Here is a 24,917-nt window from a genome sequence, read left to right as displayed (position 1 = left end):
GCCACCGGATTCGTTTGGAGCCGTGCGGATCGCTCTCACCCGCCTTCTCCGGCCTTCGAAGGCCTGGCTCTGTCTCCTATACCGTTCGAGCGTCTTTGGTCGCTTCGCACCTTGCGTCTCCATCGAGGTGGGGTCCGCCATGATGGGGATCTCTGCTACCAGTCGTTATGTCAAGCCGTAGATTGGTGGGGCCCTTCCCTGCCGTCCTGTCCTCTTCGGTGGCTCGAAGGGCCTTGGCAGTGGCCCTGTAGGCCCGTCGAGCCCTCCCCCGGTCGACCTGAGGCGCCTCACCTAGGCCTGTGGTGGGGTCTCGCCCAAAGTCCAGGTTGCGAGGGGGCCTGTTCGAGGCGATTTCGGGTGTGTCTCGGGGTGTCCAGTGCGTTGGCTTCGGTGGATAGGTCTTCCTGCCGGGGTACGGGTCCTGGAGATCACCGGGCCAAGGCTTCGGAGCCTGGGGCTCCTCGACCACTCCCCCACCCCTCCGTCGGGTGCCATGGGAAGACAGCTTTCTCTGCCCGCGGCCCGTCCGAGGCGCCTGCCTGCGACGGGTCGGCCGCTGTGTCCAGGTTGTCGGTCTTTCGCTCGGGGCCCCTGAGTTCGCAGACTCCGACGACGATGAAGCCAAGAGTTCGCGATGCACTATCTACGAACTTGGGAGTTCACTGTCAACTCACTCCCACATAGAAAGGCGTTTCTCTGAGTTCAAGGAACTAGCCCTCCGTTTTTCCCGAGTCGAATTTCAAAAGTCCATGCTTAAGCACCCGTCCTTGAAGTAGCGCCTGCTAGATGGCTGTCTATGGCGATCTTGTCCGGGTAGCTCCAGCATACGGTTCACTCTCACGAGTGCAGTTTGCACTCGATATGAACTCACAGGGTTTCGCTGGTTGTCTGGCTATGAGCTCAATCTGAGTTTTTGGGTTTGCTTTTCCGTTGCACAAGGGACCAGGGTTCATGCGCCTGTGAGTTCACTTTGAGCTCACAGGCGCATGAACTGAGAGAACCATAATGAAGCATGCATCCAGCCTATCGATATGTAGCTGGGAAAACGTATAGTAGACGCTTTGCGTTGTCAAAAGGGAAGAGTGCATCTGAACTCACGGGTTCTGATTGTCACATTATGGGGTGATTCTGGGAGTTCATTCTGAACTCAAGAAGTGACGGTGTATTGACCTCAAAGTGCATTCTGAACTCACAGCATCGAATAGTCCATGGACTGTGAACTCATGGATTCATACATCGATGCACCTATGAGTTCACATTGAGTGCAGATGGATGGCAAGATGACAGTAAAACCAACTCTGAGCTCACGTAATACCTAACCCATGATGGTATCTGGTCGAGTAGTCTCCGTGACAGCATGTGTAGTTGGAACTGCAAGGTGGACTCAAGTTGAGTTCACATGCTGGTACATATGCACTACCACTTGAACTCACAAGTTCATAGTCCATAATGGCAGTAACTAGGAACCTGCTGGGTCGCTATGAACGTAAAGGGGTCGTCGTGAGCAAGGACCAGTACATAGTCTCTCTGAAGAATCTGCTCATAGATTCCTATGGCGAGACCGTCGACGAGTTCTTCTCGACGATCGGCACCGAGAAGACGCGGCTTGTGGAGCTGAACAGCCTCCAGAGGGACGGAGACTACTTCCTTACGGCCGATGGCGCCGCCGAGATTAAGAAGATCCACCGCTTCCCATATCCCTTCAAGCTCGTCCAGGAGCAACTTGACCTCAAATACACCACCGCTCTGCAGTTCATCAAAAGGCCCATCAACAACGGCCACTGGGTCAAATGGAGCTTCATGAGCTTCGGTCGGGAGTCCATCTACCTCGATGCCGTCGCCAGGGACAGCCTGATCGGGCATTTCGGTCCCGACGACGAGGCCGAGGACGTCGACTTCGTCTCCGTCTCCTCAGGTCTGGACGGCGATGGGGCAGAGCCTGCCAAGGAGGCGGGTCCTACGGGCGGTGACCTTGGGGATACGGGGCAGCCGGGGGCACAGGACGGGGGGCGAGCGTTCTCCTCTCAGCCCGCCCGGGATTATCTTCCCGAGTTGATCCAGGAGCTCAGGGACAGGATCAAGGAGAAGGACGACGAAATCGCCTCTCTGAAGCAGGAGCTCGGTGATGAGAGGAAGAGGGGAGAGGAGAACCTCCGATTCTCCCAGAATGAGGTCCGGTACCTCCACGATCGCATCGAGCGCTATGCCATCTGCTTCGGTCAGATAAAGAGTGTGGTGGATGATATTGGGGCTGCCCCTCTTACCACCAGGCTTCTCCCTGCTCGGTTCCATGCCTTGATCGAGAGCTCCAAGCAGAAGGTCTTGGATGAGAACCCCACCTATGAGGTCGATGAGACCTCCCGTACGGAATAGGGGAGGGACCGGTTTCCAAGGGCAAGGCAAGGTTGCCTATGGTTTCGGTCGCGGGGTGAACCACATTCAGGCTCTCCTACGAGGGGTGTCCATCTGGTCTAGATGGACACCCCTCGTCCCGTCTGTCTGCAACCCTGGGATGACCGACCATAAAACAGCAGGTAGAGGCACGTTTGCACAGCAGGCATCGCCGATTGGCGCAGTCTTAGTCAATATCGTGAATGGGACCTGAAATCACCGGTCAGTCATCCGAATGGGTTGACCGGCTGCATGTTTGGAGTCCCATGGCGGCCCGTCCTCGCACCAGGCACCTTCTCGTCGGTCTCCTCCTTCTCGTCGCGACGGCGATCGGCTGTCCTGCGGTCTCGTCCGCTGCGACTGCGGAGAAGGTCGTCGTTCCGACCGTCGTGAAAACTGTGGACCGAGAGTACGCCACCGCCGGTGAGGCCGTCCGTTTCTCCGTGTGCGTGACCGCACCTAGCAATCTCGATGCCTTTGAGCGCTACCCGTTGACTCTCTTGGACCAACCTGATGCAGGCTTGGCGATCGATGTCTCCTCGGTCCAGGTCTCGGTGTCCGGCAAGCAGGTCGAGAGCGGATTCGAGGTCGTCGGAAGCGACGGGTCCGTGACGGTTCTCATCGACGACGTCAAGGCGTTCGGAGTCGAGTCAAACGGTGAGATCTCCATCTCGTATTCGGCGGTGGGGGAGAGGCCCGGGTCTTATGAGAACTGCGTATGCGCCTTCTATCCCGAGAATCCCGAAGACGTTGCGACATCGAGGACCAAGGAGAGCGCGGTCTCGGTCGATTTCGCTGACCCCGAGATGCCCAAGACCAAGAGTCTTAGTGCGATCAGGCTCGGCAACATTCTCAAGACCGGTGACGACGACATCACTTGGGCCCCGGCCGTCTCGTCGGTCGCTCTGACCGCGCTCCTTGTCGCCCTCTTCGCCAAGTTCGCCTCCAAGGGTCGCCGTGGCTAGGGGATCCGACAAGCGCCGTCGCCTCGGCCGCATCATGCCCGTCCTGGGCATGGCGCTCGGCCTCGCCCTCATGGCCTACTTCCCCCTGGTCGAGGCCGTCGACGCCGCCCGCAGGGCCGACGTGGCCGCCTCCATGGACCTCGCCGACAGGGAGGCCGACTGCAGCGCCGACGAGGCCCTCCTCGCCAACGCCGAGGCCTACAACGCACGGCTGGCGGGGAAGGGCGCAGACGGCGTAGAGGTGCTCCCCTACGGGCTCCAGCTCTCCAGGGACGGCCACGACACGGCCTTCGGCTACGTCAAGGTCCCCGCGATCGGCCTCGTCATGCCGATGTACCGGGGCACCTCCGACGCGTCGCTGTCCGCCGGCGCCGGCCACATGGAGGGCACGTCCCTGCCCGTCGGCGGCCCCTCCACCCACGCCGTGGTCACCGGCCACTCCGGCATGGAGGGCATGCGCGCCTTCGACGACCTGCGCCGCCTCGAGGAAGGCGACGTCTTCGGCTTCAAGGTCCTCGGCCGCACGGTGTGCTACCGGGTCACCTCCTCGGAGGTGGTGGAGCCCGACGACCTCTCGAGCCTCTCCATCGAGCCCGGCGCCGACAGGGCGACCCTCGTCACCTGCACCCCCTACGGCATCAACTCCCACCGCCTTTTGGTCCATGGCGAGCGCTGCGAGGTCCCCGCGGGCTTCGACGGCTCCGTGGGCGTCGTGGAGTCCATGGCCCACGACACGCGCGTCTGGGTCCTGCTCCTGGCGATCCTCGTCCTCCTCGGCGTCTTCGCCGGGAGGAGGGTCTCGAAGGCGCTCCGCAAGGGGCGGGGCGGCGGCTGCGAGGGGAGGGGAGGGCCTATGACCTAGAGCCGCCCTCGTGAACGGGGCCGGGGAGCCCCAGGAAGACAGAGGCCCCGGGAGACCCGGGGCAGAGAGAAGGAGAGACACATGTTCAGCCCCAAGTCCAAGATCGCCCGTGCCGCCTGCGTCGCGGGCCTGTCCCTGTCCCTCGTCGGCGGCGTCTGCGCCCCGGCCGTCCAGGCCCTCGCGGCCGAGGGCGACCACACCGTGACCGTCACCTCCGCCCAGACCCACACCTACAAGCTGATCAAGCTCTTCGACGGCACCTTCACCACCGACGCCGAGGGCAGGCTCCACATGGGCGACGCCAAGGTCTCCGACGAGGCCGTGGCTAAGGTCCTGCGCAACACGCTCAACACCTACGCCCACGACCCGAAGTGGGAGACCGCCACGGACCAGCAGCTCGCGGACGGCATCGCCTCCCTCTCCGAGGACGAGATGCAGGCGTTCGCCAACTCCGTCGCCGCCGGCAACGTCGGCGGGGAGAACTACACCCCGCTCGCCTCCTCCACGGGTTCCTACGTGGTGGGCACCGCGGCCGGCCAGTCCGGCACCGCGACCCTGACCGCCCCCTCCGACGGCTACTACCTGATCGTCTCCGACCCCAGCAGCGTGTGGGGCAAGGTGGGCGAGTCCGGCACCCAGGCCGTGCTGACCCCCGTCGCCGGCGACACCACCGTTGCCACCAAGACCGAGGTCCCCGTCCTCGTCAAGACCGTGGCCGACAACTTCGCCCACGACCCCGACGGCCGCGAGGACTGGGACAAGGAGTTCACCAAGGTCTCCGACTTCGACATCCACAACGCGGGCGACATCGCCAACGTCAAGGACGTCCGCTACAAGGTCGAGGTGTCCCTCCCCGACATCATGGGCGACATGGACTCCTACCCGGTCACCGTCCACAGCACCCTGGGCTCGGGGCTCAAGTTCGGCCCCAACGCCAAGGAGAGCTGGGTCAGCGCCACGCTCGTCAACGAGGACGGGTCCAAGACCGTCCCGATCCAGTTCTCGAGTGACAACATCAGCATCCTCAACGCCGTCGACGGGGTCGGCGACGAGATGGTCCTCGACTTCGGCGACGTGAGGAAGGTCCTCGCCGACGCCGGCGTCACCCCCTCCGAGATGGGCGGCTACCACATCGAGTACGTCTACAACGGCTCCCGCATCATCGACGGCGCCGAGGGCAACCTCGACGCCCTCCTCGGCTCCCGCACCTCCCTGGCCGACCCGCTCGTCAGCACCGCCTACGCCACCTACAAGCCCTACACCTACGGCTTCATGGGCGGGGAGACCAACAAGACCGCCGAGGACCAGGCCAAGCTCTACAGCTACAGCCTCAAGGTCGACAAGGTGGATGGGGACGCCGAGGCCCTGAAGGGCGCCAAGTTCACCCTGACCGAGGCCGACGGCACCGTCATCGGCAAGGACATCACCGCGGCCGACGACGGCACCTTCACCTTCACCGGCCTCGACTCGGGCGTGGAGTACACCCTGACCGAGACCACCGTCCCCGCCGGCCACAAGGCCATCGACCCGATCAAGTTCAAGATCGCCGCCACCGTCTCCGCCGAGGGTGACGAGATCACGGCCATCTCGGCCACCGAGACGGCCGACCCCTCCAACGCCGCCACCTTCACCGTCGACGACGCCACCGTGGTCGCCACCGTCGTCAACCTGTCCGGCCCCCAGATGCCCGTCACCGGTATGGCCGGCATCGCGGGCGGCATCCTGGCCGGCGGCGTGCTCATCGCCGTGTCCGGCGTCAAGCTCGCCCGCGCCAAGAAGGACTCCGAGGACCCCGAGTAGGGGAGTGCCGGTAGGTAGAGGAAAGGGATCTCGAGATGTCACGTCGTACCCGCTGCGCGGACCCCAAGCGCACCATCCTGTCCATCGCCATGGCCGCCACCCTGGCCGCCCAGCCGACCCTGGCCGTCGCCGCGACCGCCGTCCAGGCCCAGGATCCCTCCGCCGACGTCGCGGGAGACGTCCTGGCCGGGGGCGTCGAGGACGGCGCCCCCGCGGGGCCGCAGGAGGCGCCCCCGGAGGGCGCCGGGGAGGACCCGACGGAAGGCGACGGCGGCCCCGCCGCCGAGGAGCCCGCCGTCGAGCCGACAGCGGCCGAGCCGACAGCGGCCGAGACCGTCGCGGACGGGCCCGCGGGGGAGGAGCCGGCAGCGGAGCCCCCCGCGTCGATCGGAGTCTTCGCCGGGGACGCCGAGGTCTCCCCGGAGCCCGCCCCGGCCCCCGTCCCGACCCAGGGCCCGGCCGAGGCCGCCCCGGCCCTCCGGCGCGCCCTCGCCAAGGAGGACATGCCCGCGCCGACCTTCCAGGTGTCCCTCGCCGAGGGCTTCGACGCCGACCACGTCGAGGTGGACCGCGACGCCATGACGGCCGTCATCGACCTCACCGTCACCAACGCGAGCGTCGCCGCCGACGGGACGCGGCTCTGGGCCTGCCTGTTCATCGACGGCGTGGGGAGCCCCTACTTCACGCCCGGGGCCACCCGCACCGTGTCCTGGCCAGTCAAGGTCACCTCCATCGCCTCCGACGGCACCCTGACCTGGGAGCTGCCCTACCGCGGCTACACCTCCACCGACGACGTCGCCGGCGCCCTCACGCCGGCCTCCATCACGAGCGACATGGTGGCGCCCGTGAGGTGCGAGGTGCCGAGGGGGGAGTGGAGGGCCCGCCTCGACCCGGAGTCCTACGCCTACGGCGCCCAGCGCGACGACGAGGGCCGCTGGCTCCTGCCGATCGCCATAGCGGTCTCCAACGGACCGGTCGCCTCCGCCGACACCCTCCGGGTCTCCGGCGAGAGGGTCGCCACCGAGGACCACGGCCCCCTCGCCGCCGGCGAGCGCCGCTACATCTCGGCCGCCTACTACCCGACCGAGGAGGAGTGGGCAGACGACTACGTCGACGTCTCCGTGGAGGTGACCCTCCACGGGGAGACCCACACCCTCCGGCTCCAGTCCCACCTTCCCGACCGCTACTACAGGGCCGACGACGAGACGTGCCCCGTGGGTCTCGAGCTCGTGTCGGCCTCGGTGCCCAAGGGGGCGTCGGAGGGCGACGTGGCGACGTTCCGCGTCTCCGTCACCAACCGCACCGGCTCCGCCTTGCGGGGACCGGTGAGGATCGGCCTCAACGGCCCCACCGTGGAGATCGGGGACGACCTCGCCCCCGGCGAGACCCGCCTGGTCGACGTCCCCTATACCGTGCTCTCCTGGGACGTCACCACCGGTAGGATCTCGCGCGACCTGGTGGCGTACGTGCAGAAGAACGCCGTCCATGCCCCGGTCGACGTCGAGATCCCGCAGCCGGATCCCTCCCTCGGGCTGACCGTCTTCCAGGCCGGCGACGCCCGCCTCTCCGACGACGGCGTCTGGACGGTGCCCGTGGCGGTCGAGGTGGCCTCCGTCGGCGGCGCGTCCGGCCCCGTCACGGTCGAGGTGGCCGGCACCGCCCGCACCGTGGGGCTCGACGCCGGCGCCACCCGCACCGTCGCGGTGGACGTGCCCCTGACCGTCGACGACATCGTGGCCGGCGCCCTCGACGTGGGCGCCTCGGCCTCGTGGGACGGCGGCCCCTCCGTCTCCGCCTCCTGCCGCGCCGCCGTCTCCGACGGGTGCCGCGAGGCCGCCCTCGCCCCGAGGGCCTCGTTCGCCCTGGCCGACGGGGCCGACCCCTCCGCCCTCCCCGTGGCCGACGACGGCACCGTGACGGTCCCCGTGGCCGTGAGAAACGTCGGTGCCGCGCCCCTCTCCATCGAGGTCCGCGGCCGGACACTCTCCCTCGAGTCTGGCGCCGCCGGCGTCGTCCCCGTCGTCCTTCCCCCCTCGGCTGTCGACCCCTCCACCGGGAGGCTGAGCTTCTCGGTGCCCTGCTCCCTCGAGGGGCCCTTGGGCACCGTCGCCCGCATGCTCTCCCACGAGGACCTCGGCGACCTGTTCGCCGAGGTCCCGGAGGGCCCCTCCGACGGCGAGACCGGTGGCCCGGGTGACGGTGACGCCGAGGGTCCCGGCGACCTGCCCGGCGACGACGGCCCCGACACCCCCGGCGACGACCCGGCCGACGACCCGGACGACGCTACCGGGGAGGACCCGGGCGACGCTCCCGACGCCCCCGGCGACGACCCGGCCGACGACCCAGTCGCGGACCCCGGTGACGGCACCCCCTCCGGCCCCGATGGCACCGGTGACGGCCGGGGCGTGACCGGCGGAACCGCCGCCGTCCCTGCCGACGGCGCAGACGGTATCGGCCAAGGTGCGGCCACGGCCGCCGCGCCGCGTCCCGACGGTGCCCGCACGGGGTCCGTCCCGGCCCTCGGCGCCCCCGTCGGCGCCGCCGCGGGCCTCCTGGCCGCCGGCCTCGCGGGCCTCGTCCCGCTCGTCCGTTCCCTCACGGGGCGCCGCGGCCGCTAGGCCCCGGACGTCCCCCGCGGGCGGCCCCGGTATATCCGGGGCCGCCTCCCTGAGGGGCCGGGCCTTTCAGGGAGGCGAGGGCCCGTGCAGACCCATACCAGGAGGTTCCCATGTCAAAATGGCCGACACCCGCCAGGCTCCTGACGACCCTGCTCCTCGCGGCGGCGGTCGTCGTCACCCCCCTCCCCCTCGGCCTCCCGGCCGCGGTCGCCGAGGGGTGCCCGTCCTCGGGCAACGTCGAGCTGAGGGCCTTGAGGGTCACCAACGACGTCGTGACCCCCGAGGGGGAGAGCGACCTCAGGGCCCCGCGGGTGGGGGACAGGGCCCTATGCACCCTGACCGTAGCCAACACCCACCCGAACCCCCTCAGCAGGAACCAGGCGGACACGGGCGTCAGGGCCATCCTGGGGTCGCTCGGCCTCGACGACGGCGAGGGGTGGGGGACCCTGAGGTTCCTCGACAACGGGCGCCAGACCTCCACGTCGGGCACCACCAGATCGCTCAACTGGAACTCCGGCCTCCTCTACAACCACACCACCGACGCCGTCGAGGTGCGCCTCACCGTCACCCAGGAGATGCTCGACTCCGCCACCGTCGGCGGCGGGTCCTTCCCCGTCTCCATGCTCCGCTCACCCGGGCTCCGGGTCTGCTTCCGCTCCATCGCCGGGGTCGCCCCCTCCGAGGGGGAGGCATGGCCGGACGTGCTCCCGATCTTCGAGGCGGGCCAGGAGGTGCCGGTGGAGCTGGAGGTCGAGGTCACCGGCAACGTCGCCCTCACGGACGCGGGCTACTTCGTCTCCGGCACCTGGCCCGACACCGTCTACCCCGACGGGTCCGACCAAGGGCTGTACCGGGTCCCCGGCGGCGTCACTCCCCTGGGCGTCGACGTGGCCCCGGACGGCACCGCCGTCGTGACGGCGACCGTGGTCTGGGACCCCTCCTACGAGCAGACCGGGGTCACCGTCTTCGTCGGCCGCCGGTCGACCGACGGGGACGGCACGGACCTGCTCGCCGCCGACGGGAGCGTCGGAATCTACCGCAACATGATCCCCCACAGGGCGGAGGCGCCGACCGTGGCCGTGAGGAGGGTCGGCGACACCTCCAAGCCGGTGCTCGACGGCGACACCGTGACCTTCGCCCTGGACTTCTCGGTGCCCGGGGAGGACACCGTCGGCTTCAAGGTCCCGTCCCCGTCCTTCAACGTCGCCATGTCGGGGTACCAGGTCGGCTACGGCACCGACGACGACCCGTTCTCGGTGACCTGGTGCGACGACGTGGTCGCCCCCGGCGAGACCCGCTCCATCTACGTCTCCTTCGCAGCGTCCGACGGCCACGCGGGCCCCTCCGACGGCATCGTGAACCTCTACACCCGGGACGAGCGCGACTGCCACGCCCAGACCGTCGAGGCGTCCGGCGTCGCGCTCGACTACGACCCCGCCCCCATGGAGGCCGACGTGGCCCTCCGCTGGGACACCTTCGACAGCTGGACCTGGGGCACCGGCGCGATGTTCGCGGGCGAGCGGGCCCAGGTCGACCTCGTGGTCGCCAACACGGGGGCCTGCAAGGTCACGGCCTCGTCCGACGACTTCGTCATGGTCGACGGCACCCCGTGGCACCTCGAGGGAGACGTGTCGCCGGGATACACGAGCACCATCCAGTTCTCCACGTACGTCCCCCTGTACATCGCCCCGACCCAGGAGCAGGTGGACGCAGGGGTGTGGACGGGGACCGTCACGCTGTCGGCCGAGGGCAAGGAGCCCCGGGAGGTGTCGGTCTCGATCGACCTGGCCCGCCTGGAGAGGTGGACGCCCCGCATGGACAGGGAGTCCATGACCTTCTCGGTCAGGGCCGGCGACGTGGTGGAGGTCCCGTACCGCGTGTCCCACGTCAACAACGTCGCCGTCGACCTCTCGGCCGGAGCAAGAGGTTCCAGAAGGCCTTCCAGGCCATCAACACCGGTCACAGCAACCGTAGGAGGACCCAGGAGGACGACTTCGGCAAGGTGCTGGTCTACCTCCCACCCATCGAGGAGCAGAGGGAGATAGCGAAGAGGCTGCGGGATGCCCGGGCGGGGGTGGCCGTGGCCCTCGCGGGGGTGGCCGAGGTGGAGCAGGGTCTGGATTCGACGCTTCAAGCCGACGACCTCTGGGACGCGTCCGACGAGGCCGGTGAGGAATAGGCGGCCACAGGGGCTTCCCCATGCCCGAACAAGAGGGCGGCGCGCCGACGGCGTCTGCCGGTCATGGCCCCGGCGGGGGAGGAGGGCCTTGAGGCGGTCAGTGGCAGGAAAAAGGAGGGGCCCCGTATGGGGCCCCTCCTTGGTTACGAGTCGAGGTTCGCGACGGGTGCCCCCTTCGCGGTCCCGGCCTCACTCCCAGTGGCCGGGGACGTCCACGACCCACTTCTGGCCGGTCTGCTTCTTCTCGTAGCGGCCGTTGTCGACGGTTTCGGTGTAGGAGTCGTCGAGGTAGGTGCCGTGGGAGAAGTCTCCCTTCTCGCAGTAGGCGAAGTCGTGATCGCCCCAGGCGTCCACGGAGCTGAACGACGCCCCGCACCCGTTGCACACGAACTTCGGGTGACGGATGTACTGCACGTTCGGCACCCACACGTTCTCGTAGACGGGCTCGTAGTGGCCCTGCTCGGGGACCCACTTCTTGGCCGGGGCGGTGGAGCCGCCGCCCGAGGAGCCGCTGCCGCCGGAAGACTGGCCGCCACCGGAGGAGCCGACGGAGCTCGAGGACTGGCCCCCGGAGGAGCTGCCGCCGCCGGACGACTGCCCGCCGCCGGAGGATCCGCTGCCGGACGACCCGGACGTCTGACCGCCGTCTGACGGCTTCTCCTCCGCGGGTTTCTCCTCGGGCTTCTGCCCCCCCTCGGCCGGCTTGGACGCCGGCGCCTTGGAGGCGTTCTCCTCCGCCTTGTCCGTGGCCTGGGACCCGGCGTCGCCGGAGAGGGTGCCGTCGCCCTTGGCCACGGCGTCGGCGAGGTCGGACTTGATCTTGTCCAGGTCCTCCTTGGTCACCTGGTCGGCGGGCACCGGGTCGAGCTTTACGTCGACCTTGGGGGACTCGGGCGCCGTACCGCCGTCGTCGGCCTCGCCCTCCGGTGCGGCCACGGTCACCTCCTGGGGCTCGGGCACCTTGTAGACGGAGCCGTCCTGGTTGACGGGGGAGACGAAGGAGACGGTGTAGGTGCCGGGCTTGAGCTCCACCGACGCCGTGCCGGAGGACACCTCCTCCGCGCTCACGGCGTGGGCGAAGGCCTCGGTGGGGGACGCAGGGCCGTCGTCGGATCCCTGGCCGTCGGCCCCGTCGCCCCCGGCGTCGGCCACGGGCTCCACCACGGCCACGAGCGGGCTGGACTGCTCCGTGTAGCCCTCGGCGCTCACCTCCAGGGCCACGGCCACGGGCCCCGCCGCCCCGTCGTCGGCGGCCTGGTCGGCCGCGGCGGGCGGCTCCCCCGGCACCGGCAGGGCGACGGGGGCGGCCGCCGCCCAGGCCCCGGCGCCGACCAGCAGGGCCGCGGCGGCGCAGCAGCCGGCGGCCAGGATGCGGTTGCGGACCTTGTTCGGCGACGCCGTCAGGGCCTCCCTCAGGCGACCCGGGACGGCCTTTATGGAGACGAGGACCCGTCTGGAGGCCTCGCGGAGCTCTTGCAGGGGCTGGTGGTCGGCCATAGAGAACTTCCCTTCGGTCGTGGCATACTGTTGAAAACAGTATAGCACGAACCAAGGGAAACAGCTGATAGAACCGGGAAAATAAGGAGACGGCAACGTTCGCGTTGAATCCTGGCTGCACACCCTCTGGCCGGAGGGGCACCCCCTCCCGTACCGCAGGGGCGCCCCGCGCCCGGGGTCGAGGCTCTGTGGGACACTGTCCGTCTCCGGCCACGGCCGTCGGCATCTGTTGTACAATGTGGGCACGCGACGGGAACGTCCGCCTTGGGAAGTGGGCGCCACCCGTGATTGTTGAGCTGAGAACCGGTAGCCTAGACTACCGGTTCTCTTTTTTGTTGCGGATAGCGTCCTCGCGCACGAGGCGGCGAATCCTCACCACCATGTACACAACGCCAAGAGTGTAGTAGGCGCCCTGCAGGACATGCAGGGCGACGACAGACGTCTCGGCCACGGCCGCCTGCCCCTGGGACCCCGACACGACGGTCTCTTCCGGGACGGTGCGGGTGGAGGTCCCCGTGGGGCTCCTGGCGGTGGTCCTGCCCGAGACAGGCGGCCCGGGCATCGTCTGGGGGCTTTGGGGGCTCTCGGCCCTCGGGTGCTCGGTTGCCGCCCGCCTTCACGGGCGCCGCCGGGACGGGCGGTAGGGGTCGATCCAAGGCCCCATTCTCTCGTCACCCTCGTCCCGTTCGTCACGGACTTTGCGGATAGCCGCAGGTGGGTGGTGCCGCATCCAGACCCCCGGGGCCCCGTTCGGCGATTCTTGGGTCGAGAGCGTCAACGACAGCCGGCTTTGGACCCGGCGAGAAATCGAGGAGAGCCAATGAGAGTAACCATTGAGACGAGCACTTCCTTCGAGACCTTCGATGTGCCCGAGGGCTGCGGGGTCGGCCTGAAAATGGTGTCCCTGCCCATGTCCGACATCGCCATCGAGGTGGTGAGCAAGGCCGCGGACGGGGACGTGACCCTCGGCCAGTGCCTTGTGGCCACCGGGTCCCTCGACGAGTTCGACGACATCGACGACCTGATCTCCAAGGCCGTCGAGGAGCCCCGCTACGGCGGGTGCGGCCTCCGCTCGATCCGCCTCGGGGATCTCGTGCTGTACGACTGGCGGGGCGACAGGCTGCCCGCCACCTGCGCCGTGGGGCAGTGACCGTGGCCGCCCAGGCCGTAAAGGAGAAGAACGTCCGCGTGCAGCTGCGGCTGAGCCCCGAGACGGCCCGCCTGTTGGAGCTCGGGGCCAGAAGGGATGGGGTCTCCCGCTCGGAGTACGTCGAGCGGTCCCTCTACCTCTATGACGAGGTCAGCCACGGTCGGGAGGTCGAGGCCCCCATGGCCCTCGCGGTGGCCTCCATGGAGGCCTCGCTGGCCGACTGGACCGCATCCATGGAGGCCCTTCAGAAGACTGCGCTGGCTGCCACCGACGCGAACCTTTCCGTCGGGCGGTTCCTGGCCCACGCCCTAGGCGTGGGCGCTGCCGGATTCGACGAGGCCGTGCGGGCCTACGAGCAGGTGGTGGGGGAGAGCCATGGCTGAGCGTGCCGCCGACGCCCGCCGGGTGAGGGTCCCGTCCAAGGTCATGGAAGAGGCACGGTCGGTGCTCGGTCTGAGCGAGGACGTTTCCGACCGCGCCCTCGTCGCGGGGGCGCTCTGCTGGGTCGCCCAGCACGGGGACCCCGACGGCCTTCCCGACGACTCCATCTTCGTGGCCGGGAAGGTGTCGGCGAGGGCCCGCCGGCTGTCTTCCGACACGGCTCTGGAGTCCGCCGCCGAGGAGGCAAGAAGGGCCGCGGCCGCCTCCCTCGTGGGGGCCGTCGTCTCGATGGCGCTGCTCTCGGGAGAGGTCCGCGACCGCCCCTTGGAAGAGGCATTGAGGACGTGGAACACGGTTTCCAAGGCCTCCGACAGCGACGTCGACCGTGCGTTCTCCGAGGCCATCGGTCGGTTCTGCCCGGGCTCCCTCGCCATCAGGGCCGCCGACAGGATCGCCGAGATGGGACCGACAGACCCTGTCGAAGCATGTCGTGCCGCCGCCTCCATGGGTGCCGTGGCGGCGCTCTGCTCCCTCGCCTCCCTCGCAGGCGGTGTCAGGGACCGTCCCTTGGAAGAGGCCCTGCGGGGATGGAACTCGAGCTCGACCATGGCAGACCCGGAGAGGGACCCGTTTGTCGCCAGGGCCCTCGACCGGATGATCCCGGGGCCGGCCGTACGGTCGTCTGTACGGAGCGTAGCTGTGAACGAGCGGGCGGAAAGGGCCGCAGACAGGGCCCTTTCCGGCACGGGAAACCACGACCGCCCCAGGAAGGTGGCCCAATGATCTGCATCATGGCTGAGAAGGCCTCTGCGGCAAACCACATGATCCTTGCCCTCTCCGGCACGGACGGGCCGAACCGCTTCCAGAGGGAGGGGGAGGACATCTGTGTGAGTTGGGCGTCGGGCCACATCCTCGAGTACGCGCCGCCACACCTCCAGGTCGACCCCTCGCTGGCCTGGCGCTACCGGCGGTGGGACCTCGGCCTCCTGCCATGGGACGCTGCCAGGCTCTCCTGGAGGCGCCAGGCGGTGCCGACCCGGTCGGCCTCGGACGCCTGGGACCGCCTCAAGAGGGACCTCACCGAGGCCGACGAGATCGTCATCGCCACCGACGACGACCCCACCGGCGAGGGAAGCCTCCTCGCATGGGAGATCATCGACCAGCTCGGGGTGGGAGAGGACCGACTCGTCACCCGGATGCGCTTCGCCGATGAGGAGCCGGCGTCCCTCGTCGAGGCCTTCGAGGAGAGGGACACCCTCATCGACTCGGAGTCGGACCCCGACTGCCGCAAGGCGACCTACCGCTGCCGTTGGGACTACCTCTCGATGCAGCTCACCCGGGCCGCCACCCGCATGGCGGGAGGGTCTGACTCCATCTGCCGCGTGGGAAGGCTCAAGAGCGCCATGGTCACCCTGGTCGGCGACCAGGAGGAGGCCCGCAGGACCTGGGTGAGGCGCCCCACCTACCAGGCACGCTACAAGGACGAGACGGGGTGCGTGTTCACCGACGAGGACGAGCCCTACGAGGAGAGCCCGGACAAGGTGGACCTGGGCCGCCTGGGCGACGACGTGGTGGAGGTCGACGGCATCCGCCGCCGCGGGAACACGCCGCCGGACCTCCCCGACCTCATGGCCATCGCCGCCGTCTTCGCCAAGCGGGGTATGGCGGCGGACACCTTCCTCTCCACATACCAGGCCCTGTACGAGGCGGGTTACGTGTCCTATCCAAGGACCGAGGACAAGAAGGTCACCCAGGAGCAGTTCGAGGCCTTGAAGGGCGACCGGCTCCGAATCGCCGCCGTCTGCGGCGTGGGCCTCGAGCTGCTCACCCACACCGAGCCCAGGAAGCGCCATGTGGGTGAGGGGCTCGCCCACGGCGCCATTCGCCCCGGGTCCAAGGTACCCCAGGACCTGTCCGAGCTCGACCGTTACGGCGAGGGTGCTTCGGAGATCTGGCGCCAGGTGGCCCTCGGTGCCCTTCGGATATTCGCGGAGGACTACGTCTACGAGCTCACCGAGGCCCACATCAAGGGGCACCCCTCCTTCAAGGGGTCCAGCCGAAGGACCCTGCGTCCCGGTTGGAGGGACGTCCTCGACGACGGAGGGGCCAAGGAGCAGCCGGTCCCCGGCGGCAAGGCCACGGCCTTCGTGCACGAGCACGTGAACAAGCGCCCGGAGGAACCGTCGGTCGACTGGATCCGCAAGCGGCTGGAGAAGCACGACGTCGGCACGGGCTCCACCAGGGTGTCGACATTGGCAGACGTCTGCAGGGCGGACCCCAAGGGACGTCCCGGAGCGGCCAAGCCGAGGCGCCGGCGCCTCATGGAGCAGACCAAGACCGGCAAGATCTCGCTCACCGATCTCGGAAGGACGGTGTACGACGTCACCCGCGGCACCTCCATCGCGGACCTGGCCACGACCGAACGGGTCCAGGAGGCGATGCGCGCCGCCGCGGCCGGCACCCTCTCCGTCGACGACGCTGCGGCCGACGTGACGGCCCTCGTCGTGCACGACATAGAGGTGATGGCGGCAAACGTCAGAAGATCGGGCGGCGAGGTGCCGGACGGCCCCGTGACCGAGCGGGCGAGCGGTGTCTTCGGCGGGGTGCTGGTGGACTTCCCGCGGACCGTCCTCGGTCACAGGCTCGATGACTCCGAGGTTGAGGCCCTTCTCAGGGGCTCCGAGGTCTTCATCGAGGGCCTCAGGGCCAAGGACCGAGTCAGCGGGCGCGTCCGCGTCTTCGACGCCCCCGCCAAGCTCTCCCGTACCGAAGACGGGCGCCTCTACGTGGCCGTCGACCGCAGGGGCTGGGGGGTGCCGGACTCGTTCTCCGGGCGCATCCTCACCCAGGACGAGAGGGACCGCCTCCAGGCCGGGGAGACCGTGATGCTCGAGGGCCTCGTCACCCGGGACGGCCGGACCTACCGCCGCGAGGTGGAGTGGAAGGACGGCAGGATCACGTTCTGTAAGCGGGAGCTCGGTGCCGGCGGAGTGTGGAGGCGCTTCTCGGGCCACACCTTCACCGACGAGGAGATGGGGAGGCTGTCGGCCGGCGAGGTGCTTTCCGACATGCAGCTCAGGCGCACGGCGGACGGGAGCACCTACGTGGCCGACATCGCATGGGACCCCGACGCGAGGAAGATCGTGTTCGTCTCGTCCAGCAGGGCGGACCGCCCCACCCGCTTCTCCGGCCACACCTTCACCGATACCGAGGTCGAGGCGCTTCTCGCGGGAAAGCGCGTCATGGTGGAGAACCTCGTCAGGAAGGACGGGTGCACCTACTCGAGGGAGCTGTACTGGGACGCCGAGGCCGGCAAGGTCGAGTTCGTCCCCCGGAAGGGGAAGGGGACGACCGGCGCCAAGGGACGGAAGGGGTCGACGCGCAGGGGTAGGAAGGCCTCCTGAGCGTCCCGTCTGTCCGCGGCTTTTCCCAAACCACGGGTCCGAGGCGCACCGACGCCGCGCGTCGGGGCCCGAAGGCCCACGATCCAAAGTGACGGCACCGGATGGAAGGGGGATGCGGCCCGCGGCCGCTGAGGACCTATGGCAATCAAGGAGAACTATCGTATCCCGGTCTCCCTCGGGGAGAGCCCCCTGGATGTCGAGATCGCCATCACGGGGAAGAGCGGCGTCGGGCCGAGGCCCATACCCCTCGGCTTCCTCCTGGTGTGGATGGCCTCTGCCCTCGGCCTCATGTGGGCCGTGACGGGCACCTTCATCGCCGCAGGACCGCTCTGGCTCAGAGGATGCTTCTCGCTGGTCTGGCTGCTGGCCACCTGGCTGCTGCTTCGCCGGGACAGGCTCGGGCAGCAGATGTGGGTCTATGTCGTGCCCGCCATCGAGTACCTCCGGAGCCGTTCCAGGTCCCTGCCGACCCGTCGCACCGAGCCCGCCAGGCCCTTCAGGGCCATGGTGGGAATCGCGTCGGTCGAGGACGGGGGGCGCTCGGACGGGAGGTTGGGCTTCACCGACGGGTCCTGCGGCTATATCTACGAGGTGGTCGGCAACGGCAGCCGGCTGCTCTTCGAGGAGGACCGGGCGAGGATCGTGTCGCGCTACGACAGCTTCTTCCGGAAGCTCGATGTCGCCTGCCAGTACATCCTCGTGTCCACCAAGGCCCCCATGCGCGTCGACTCGCAATGCGGGGCCATGGTCAGGCGATGCCACGGGTGCACGGATGACGCCCTGAGGTCCCTCATCAACGCGAAGTACAAGGTCTTGAAGGGCTACGTCGGCGACGAGTTCCGCAGCACCCACCAGTACCTCCTTGTCCGGGCCGAGAACCCGGAGTCCCTCCGTCGCTGCTGCAGCCACGTGCAGGGGGAGGCGGAGAACTCGTCCCTCGTCTTCAAGCGCGTCGAGCGCCTCGGGGCTCGCGAGGCCGAGGCCGTGGTCAAGTCGATCTTCACCTGTTAGGGGTTACCGATGTTCAAGGGAAAGAGGGAGAAGGCCGTCCGCAGGGGCCTCGGGTTCCGTCGGGACAGGACCCGGGACCGCCCCGAGGCCGACGCCATCCGGGACGACGGTCTGCTCATGGCGGTGAAGCCCGCCTGGGGCTACCGCTTCCACAGCGACCACTTCAATGTCGACGACAGGGTGGCCTGCATCCTCGAGTTCGCCGCCAATCAGGGGGTGACGGACGGCCTCGGGTTCTTCTGGGGCCTCGCGCGGATCCCCCGGGGGCTGGAGCAAGGGGTCAGCGTCACGGTCCTCGACTCGGTGGAGCGCATGCCGGAGTCGTGGGTCACCGACGCCCTGTCCCGTGCCGAGGGCCTCGGCAACATGGACGCCGGAGCCCAGGCGGAGGCCGGCACCGTGACCTCGCGCCACAGGGCGTCGGTCCGCCAGCGGCAGCTCGCCCAGATCGCCGTCGAGGTCAACAACGGCTCCTCGTACCTCCAGGACAAGATGCGGATGATCGTGTGCGCCCCGGACCTGGAGACCCTCGACAGGGCCTGCGAGCGGCTCAACCGCTACTACACCGAGGCCTTCTCCGGCGTCTACCTCGGAAGCTACATGGGCTGCCAGCGCTCCGAGCTCCAGGGGCTCCTATCCTGGAACAAGGACAAGATGGGCAGGGGCCACCACTTCACCTCCACCGAGTTCGCCGGCTCCTACCCCTTGGTGACCCACGGCCTCGAGGACCCTGCGGGCGAGTACGTCGGCTACATGATGGGGGACGTCAACGACTCCGCCGTCCTGTGCGACATCGACCGGTTCGGCCGCAACGTGGTGGTCTGCTCCGACACCCGCGAGGCCCAACGTTACGGCGCCCCGGTCTATGCGGTCTGGTCGGCCGCCATGGTGCACGCGTGCCTGTCCAACGGGCACCGGGTCGTGCACCTGAAGCTGGACTCCATCGACGACTCGGGCCTCCACCCGGAGGGTCTCTCGGAGACGCGCATCGACATGAACCGCGGCGATGTGAACATGTTCGAGGTGTTCGGGGCCCCGGGAACCGACAGGGCGTCGTTCGCTGCTCACCGCCAGAAGGTCTGCCTCATGGCGGACCTGGCCTACTCGGACAAGGCCGACGAGTCGTCGGTCATCATCCGGGAGCAGCTCGGAAAGATGCTCAACAAGTTCTACATCCACCGCGGCATGTGGGCCGACCGCGGAGGCAAGGTCAGGGTCCTGGGCGTCGCCCACGACCAGGCGCCGCTCCTCCGCGAGTTCATCAGCTACATCACCGACGCCTACGAGAGCGAGAAGGAGTCCCGCGGCATCGACCCCGAGCTCCTGAGCGCCCTCAACCAGATCAGGCTCACCTTCACGAACCTCGTCCAATACAACGGCGACCTCTTCGACACCCCCACCTCTGACGCCATCGACAGCGTCAGGCAGGCTAGCCGGGTGGTCTACGACTTCTCGAGCCTCCTCACCAGGGGCCGGGGCGTCGCCTTGGCGCAGTTCGTCAACGTCGTCTCCTATGCCATCCAGTCCCTGGGCTCGGGGGACCTCTGCATCGTCACCGGTGCCGAGAGGCTCTCGCCGCCCGTCTGGGAGTACCTCGACACCTGCCTGGGCTCGCTCCACGAGCGCGGGGGGCGCACCGCCCTCGCCTATGGGTCCTTCGATGCCATGTTCGACTCATACAAGGAGAACCGGTTCCACGCGGCCGACTACACCGTGTTCGGGACCATGACGAAGGAGGAGGCCGGCCGTTACCAGAAGATCGTGGACGGGCAGGTCCCGAAGGACCTCGCCGACCTCGTGACGAGCCGGTCCCCGGACCTCGCCTACCTCCACAGGGACTTCGAGAACGTCGTCTTCAAGCTCGACGTCCCCGTGCGCCCTTGACGGGGCCCGGGTCGTCCCGTTCGTCACCGACTTTGTGGGGCCATTTTGAGAGACGCCAGCTAGACACCAACACCCTAAAACGATGACTCAAACGGCGGACGCCGCCTTCAAGACGATGGACTCGTGAAAAACGCGAGACAGTCTTTGGGGGTGGCACACGTCATGGGCCACGGGAAGCGAAACGGTAGGGGACGGCCGGGCGCCCTGCGCCGCCTGGGAGCGGTCATGGCCGTGGCCGCGATGTGCCTGTTGCTGGCGGGGGCCGGCCTGGCCTTGGCGGACGACGAGAAGGACCTCTCCTTCTACCGCCTGGCGAGCGCCACCTCCTCCTACTACTCCCTCAGCCAGACCACGAGCGACTCCGACGGCAAGACCGTGAGTCAGTTCGTGGACGACGAGGCCATGGACGACGCCTCCAACATGGTCCAGGCGGGCGGCCTCGTGGGCTTCTCCGACGAGGCCGAGGGCATCGTCGGCATCATCGCGAAGGTCTCCACGGGCGAGCAGCAGATCCATTACGAGACCTTCCAGAACGACGGGTCCCAGGCCCTCTACGCCTACACCGCCTACGGCCACGCCCTCTCCTCCCTCGGCCTCGACGAGGTGAAGGGCTCCGCCGACCCCATCGGCACCGCCGTCCGGGCCGTTTCGGGCAACCTGATGCGTTTCGCCTACTTCTTCGCCGACTCCGCGGACTCGGTCATGGGGGCCGCCGTCGAGTTCCTCCGCTTCCTGAACCCGTTCACCCTCTTCACCGACTCCGACTACATGAGCGCCTTCATGGGGCAGACCGCAGGTTCCTCGACGGGCGACATGGTCGGCCCGGTGCGGGGGACCTCGGCCTCGAAGGCCGACCTCGCCGCATCGATCGGCAGCGAGGAGGTCGGTGGCATCCTGCAGCCGGTTCGCTTCGTCGTCTCCGGCTACTACGACATCGCCTACCGCTACGGCTTCGCCCTCCTCGTCCTCGGCCTGGTCTTCCTCGGGGCCTCGTCGATCATGCGCCGGAGGTTCGACCGCCCGAGGGCCGGCCGCTGGGTGAGGAGGGTCGCCTTCATCCTCCTGGGCGTCCCCCTCCTCGCCTTCGCCTACACGGGGATCCTCGACGGCATCGCCGACAACCTCGGCGAGAGCGGGGCGGGCGGCTCGACCCAACAGGACAACGTCGTCATGCAGACCCTCGTCGACTTCGAGGGATGGTCGTCCAACGGCGGGCTGGCCCTGCCCGAGGGCTACTCGGTCGAGGTCTCGTGCTCCGACAAGGGCCCCGGGCAGGTCACCCGGGTCTCGGGCCCCTCCGGGAACGCCGAGGTGGTCTATGACGGCATCGTCAAGGCGATCAACGACAAGTGGGGCCGCCGGGTCCAGGAGGTGTCGGGCGACGCCGACCAGGGCGTCAACGCCGGCCTCACCGACGCCTCGGGCTCGGTCACCAAGAGCGCCTATGCGGCCGACCTCCTGGACCGCTACACCAACAACTCCCTCTACGCGGCATCTAGCTTCGAGAGCTCGTACAAGGCCCGCCTCTCGGCGGCGGCCCGAACCGAGCTCTACGAGAAGATCAACGACGTCGCCCAGGTGTCCAACCTGGTCAAGACCACCGGGAACAGCTACTTCCACCCCGACGAGGACGCCGACGAGTTCGACGCCGAGATCGGTGACGGCGCGGACTCGGGCTACTCCGCCCTGTCCGCCATGCACGACGGCAGTCCCACCGCCCTCAGGGCGGCGCTCTCCGGGCAGACCGCCCCCGACGAGGAGTACGGGCGGGTCGGCTACCGCGGGGCGATGATCGTCTTTTCCGGCGGCTCCTGCCCGGAGGGGTCGCGCGGACTCTCGAGCCTCTCCACCTACAACTACCTCACCACGTCCTTCGAGGAATCCGATATCAAGACCTACGGCTCCGGCAAGCTCCTGAGCTCGATGACCGTCAAGAGCCACAACAGCGCCAACCTCGCCGGCGGGAACTTCCTTGTGAAGGCGGTCAACTGGGCCAAGGCGGTGTCGCTCCTCGTGGCCATGGGGGTCGTGGGGTGGTTCTACGGCATCTCCATGATCTTCACCGCGCTGAAGCGCCTCTTCATGACGGTCGTCCAGGTCCCCGTGGCGGTCATGGGCTCCCTGGCCGGCGCCGCCAAGCTCGTGACCGGCGTCTTCCTCGTGGTCGTGGAGATCCTTCTCTCGGTGGCCGTCTACACGGTCTTGGTGGACATGGTCGTCTCCATCTCCACGGCCGTGCCCCAGGTCGTCGGCAACGTCGTCTCCCGCACCCCCATCGCCGGCACCGCGTCGGTGTTCGGGTCCGTGTTCAACCTGCTGATGGTCGCCGTTAACATCTTGGTCGTGGTCGTCGTCGTCAAGGCCCGGAAGGGCCTTGTGGGCGCCTTCGATGAGATGGTCGGCCGTACGGTGGACCGCGTCTTCGACACCGCGTCCGAGGGCAAGGACGGCCAGGGCGCCGGCCACGAGATGGGCGACGCCATCAACAAGGCGGCCCCCCTCGGCGCCGGGGCCCTCTCCTCGGCCATGGACGCCTTGGGTGGGAAGGGGGCCCACGACAAGGGGCCCCAGGGCGAGCAGGCGCCCCCGGGTGCCTGGGACGCCGACCGCGACACGGACACCGCCGAAGGCGGTCCCGCCGGAGACGTCCAGGACGGCAGCGAGGGGGGACCGGCCGACGCCCCCGGGAGCTCCGCCGAGGGGCCCCAGGACCGCGGCGGCGAGCCGACCGATGCCGACATCGCCCGGGCGGCGGACGCCGCCGGGGCCGAGACCTGCGACGACGCCGTGGAAGCCGTCTACGGCGGCGGAGACCCCGACGGGGGGTCCTTTGACGACGCCCCGGACGACTACCTCCCCCCGGACGCCTACGAGGGCGGCGACGGCGAGCTGTCCGGCGCCGACGGCTCTGCACCCTCGGAAGGCATCGGGGAGGCGCCCGCCGATGGTGTCCGGGTCGACGGTGCCGCCGACGGGACGTCCGCGGCCGCGGTGGCCGCGGGCCGACCCGCAGACGCGCCGGGTGTGCCCGGTGCTCCCGGGACGGCCGGCACCTCCCCGGACGGGGTCACGGCGTCGGGCGGGGCACCCGTCCCCGGGGCCGCCGCCGGTCTCGTCGGCGACGACCGGGACCGCCACGGGTCTGCGACCGCCGCCTCCGCCGCGGTCGACGGCATCGAGGATGCCGCGTCGGCCCCATCGGACGGACCGGGCCTCTCCTCCATGGTCGCCGCCCGCGAGGCGTCGAGGGCCGCATCGGCACGGGACCGCGCCCTCGCGGACGCTATCGGCGCCCCCGAGGCCCCGGGTGCCGAAGACGCCGCGCCGGGGGCCGCCGCCCCGTCCAAGCCCTGGTCCGCCGTGGACGACCGCATCGACGGCGCCTACGACCAGAGGCACAAGGGCTCGCTCTCCGAGCCCCCCACCGCGGCGGCCCGCAGGATGGCCCCCTTGGCGGATGCGGCCGCCAAGGCGGTCGGCGGCGCCGAGAGGCTCGGCCACCACCTCGGGAACCGGGCCCAGGTCGACCAGGTCACCCAGAGGGAGCAGGTCGACGACCTCATCAGGCTCCAGAAGGCCGCCCTCGTCTCCCAGTCCACGGGCGAGCCCGCGCGGGTCCCGAGGCTCCACAGCGACCAGTACGGGGCAGGCCCCCGCACCGGCACCGGTGCCGGCTCCGGCCTCGCGGCCGCGGCGGGAGGCGTCGCCAGGGCGGCCGCCGAGGCCGGCACCGACGCCAGGGACCGTGCCGCCTACGGGCGCCACCTCCAGGCGGCCACCGCCCACAGGGAGGCGCGGGACGCCGCGGTGAGGCTGAGGCGCGACCTCAGCGGTCCCGCCGGGACCAGGACCAAGGGGTCCAAGGAGAGGCTCGAGCGCATGCTGCGCTCCTGCGACCCGGACGGGGCCTGCCGTCTCGCCAGGGCCGCCCGCTCGCTCCAGGAGACCGACGGCCTGGTCCAGTCGGTCGCCTCGTCCCTGAGGGCCGGCGGCCAGGGGGCCGCCGCCGCCGCGGCGGCGGCCGACCCCGCCACCCGTCAGGCGCTCCTCGACCTGCCCTCCGTGGTGAGGGACCTGCACGACGACTACGCCGCCGGCGCGGTCGCCGCCGACGACGCCGGCTCCCGGGCGGCCAAGGCCTACCTCTTCGCCCATCCCGAGGCCATGGAGCGGGCGCTTTCCGTGGCCCAGGCCATCGGCGAGTCGCGTCTGGGGGCGGCCGCATCCGCCGCCTCGAGGGAAGGGGGCTCCTGATGGGCGCCGCGGGCCGAGGGCCGCCGGGCCGTCCGCGATCGGCAAGTCATCCGTCTATGAAAGGGGGGGCCATGAGCAACCTCTGTGCTTGGGACCTCGGCAGCATGCTGGAGTCCGGCCTCAACTGGTTCACCGAAAACGCCCAGAGGGCCGTCCTGCTCGTCGGTGCGGTCATCCTGCTCTGGGCCATCGTCTCCATCTCCCGCAACGTCTGGGCCAGCTCCCACGGCCACGGCGGCCCGCCGCCGGTCAAGTGGTCGATGGTCGTCGCCGGCGGCATCTTCGCCGGCGTGTGCCTCTTCGGAGGCTACGTGATGTTCGCGGAGATCTCCCGCGGCGGCCAGGACACCCTCGTCAAGTGGGGCAACTCCACCTCCTCCGGCATCTCCATCAACCCCAACCTCAAGGGCTCGACCGGCCTCGCCGGGTCCGGTGCCGTCGACCTCGCCGCCCAGGCCGAGGCCGTCCGCACCTGGGCCTGGGTGATGTTCGCCTAGGGCCCGGCCAACGGCGCCCCCGCC

At 69.1% G+C, this 24,917-nt stretch carries 17 protein-coding genes; 15 read left to right on the top strand and 2 right to left on the bottom strand.

Going from position 1 to position 24,917, the window contains the following annotated elements; genetic code table 11:
• Window positions 1–1,500: 1,500 nt before the first annotated feature.
• From OR600_RS09340 to OR600_RS09310, 7 genes are all read left to right on the top strand, one after another.
• A complete protein-coding gene (locus OR600_RS09340) occupies window positions 1,501–2,373 on the top strand; it encodes a hypothetical protein (RefSeq protein ID WP_265591090.1) in 873 nt (290 codons plus the stop codon).
• Window positions 2,374–2,657: 284 nt separating this feature from the next.
• Window positions 2,658–3,356, top strand: coding sequence for an isopeptide-forming domain-containing fimbrial protein (locus OR600_RS09335; RefSeq protein ID WP_265591089.1), 699 nt, complete (start codon window positions 2,658–2,660; stop codon window positions 3,354–3,356).
• Window positions 3,349–4,218, top strand: a complete 870-nt coding sequence (locus OR600_RS09330) for a class C sortase (protein WP_265591088.1) — start codon at window positions 3,349–3,351, stop codon at window positions 4,216–4,218. Before OR600_RS09335 ends, OR600_RS09330 begins: the two co-directional genes overlap by 8 nt.
• Before the next feature lie 81 nt (window positions 4,219–4,299).
• Entirely contained in the window at window positions 4,300–6,018 is a 1,719-nt protein-coding gene (locus OR600_RS09325; protein WP_265591087.1) for a SpaA isopeptide-forming pilin-related protein, read from the top strand.
• Between the two features lie 35 nt (window positions 6,019–6,053).
• Entirely contained in the window at window positions 6,054–8,636 is a 2,583-nt protein-coding gene (locus tag OR600_RS09320; RefSeq protein ID WP_265591086.1) for a hypothetical protein, read from the top strand.
• Window positions 8,637–8,746: 110 nt separating this feature from the next.
• Window positions 8,747–10,681, top strand: coding sequence for a hypothetical protein (locus tag OR600_RS09315; RefSeq protein ID WP_265591085.1), 1,935 nt, complete (start codon window positions 8,747–8,749; stop codon window positions 10,679–10,681).
• Complete coding sequence (locus tag OR600_RS09310) at window positions 10,639–10,815, top strand: restriction endonuclease subunit S domain-containing protein (protein ID WP_265591084.1); 177 nt, start codon at window positions 10,639–10,641, stop codon at window positions 10,813–10,815. Before OR600_RS09315 ends, OR600_RS09310 begins: the two co-directional genes overlap by 43 nt.
• 189 nt (window positions 10,816–11,004) lie before the next feature.
• Here OR600_RS09310 and OR600_RS09305 read toward each other — a convergent pair whose 3' ends face one another.
• Complete coding sequence (locus OR600_RS09305) at window positions 11,005–12,312, bottom strand: hypothetical protein (protein ID WP_265591083.1); 1,308 nt, start codon at window positions 12,310–12,312, stop codon at window positions 11,005–11,007.
• 316 nt (window positions 12,313–12,628) lie between these two features.
• The gene (locus OR600_RS09300) at window positions 12,629–12,790 is read right to left on the bottom strand and encodes a hypothetical protein (RefSeq protein WP_265591082.1); all 162 of its coding nucleotides are present in this window, start codon (window positions 12,788–12,790) and stop codon (window positions 12,629–12,631) included.
• A gap of 342 nt (window positions 12,791–13,132) precedes the next feature.
• Here OR600_RS09300 and OR600_RS09295 point away from each other — a divergent pair, with 342 nt between their 5' ends.
• The 8 genes from OR600_RS09295 (at window position 13,133) to OR600_RS09260 (ending at window position 24,893) form a co-directional block, all read left to right on the top strand.
• Entirely contained in the window at window positions 13,133–13,462 is a 330-nt protein-coding gene (locus OR600_RS09295; protein WP_135978511.1) for a hypothetical protein, read from the top strand.
• A 2-nt stretch (window positions 13,463–13,464) separates the two neighbouring features.
• Window positions 13,465–13,845 carry a ribbon-helix-helix domain-containing protein gene (locus OR600_RS09290; RefSeq protein ID WP_135978510.1) on the top strand — a complete coding sequence of 127 codons (381 nt, stop codon included), beginning with the start codon at window positions 13,465–13,467 and terminating at the stop codon, window positions 13,843–13,845.
• Complete coding sequence (locus tag OR600_RS09285; protein WP_265591081.1) at window positions 13,838–14,626, top strand: hypothetical protein; 789 nt, start codon at window positions 13,838–13,840, stop codon at window positions 14,624–14,626. Before OR600_RS09290 ends, OR600_RS09285 begins: the two co-directional genes overlap by 8 nt.
• A complete protein-coding gene (locus tag OR600_RS09280) occupies window positions 14,623–17,247 on the top strand; it encodes a DNA topoisomerase (protein ID WP_265591080.1) in 2,625 nt (874 codons plus the stop codon). Before OR600_RS09285 ends, OR600_RS09280 begins: the two co-directional genes overlap by 4 nt.
• Before the next feature lie 138 nt (window positions 17,248–17,385).
• The gene (locus OR600_RS09275) at window positions 17,386–18,258 is read left to right on the top strand and encodes a hypothetical protein (RefSeq protein ID WP_265591079.1); all 873 of its coding nucleotides are present in this window, start codon (window positions 17,386–17,388) and stop codon (window positions 18,256–18,258) included.
• Window positions 18,259–18,267: 9 nt separating this feature from the next.
• Window positions 18,268–20,142, top strand: coding sequence for a hypothetical protein (locus OR600_RS09270; RefSeq protein ID WP_265591078.1), 1,875 nt, complete (start codon window positions 18,268–18,270; stop codon window positions 20,140–20,142).
• A gap of 225 nt (window positions 20,143–20,367) precedes the next feature.
• Window positions 20,368–24,396, top strand: a complete 4,029-nt coding sequence (locus OR600_RS09265; RefSeq protein ID WP_265591077.1) for a hypothetical protein — start codon at window positions 20,368–20,370, stop codon at window positions 24,394–24,396.
• A 71-nt stretch (window positions 24,397–24,467) separates the two neighbouring features.
• Entirely contained in the window at window positions 24,468–24,893 is a 426-nt protein-coding gene (locus OR600_RS09260) for a hypothetical protein (RefSeq protein ID WP_265591076.1), read from the top strand.
• Window positions 24,894–24,917: the final 24 nt, after the last annotated feature.

It is taken from the genome of Granulimonas faecalis (genome assembly GCF_022834715.1).
In the GTDB taxonomy this organism is placed as follows: domain Bacteria; phylum Actinomycetota; class Coriobacteriia; order Coriobacteriales; family Atopobiaceae; genus Granulimonas; species Granulimonas faecalis.
The sequence above is the reverse complement of the archived record's forward strand: the minus strand, read 5'-3'. Positions and strand labels throughout refer to the sequence as shown.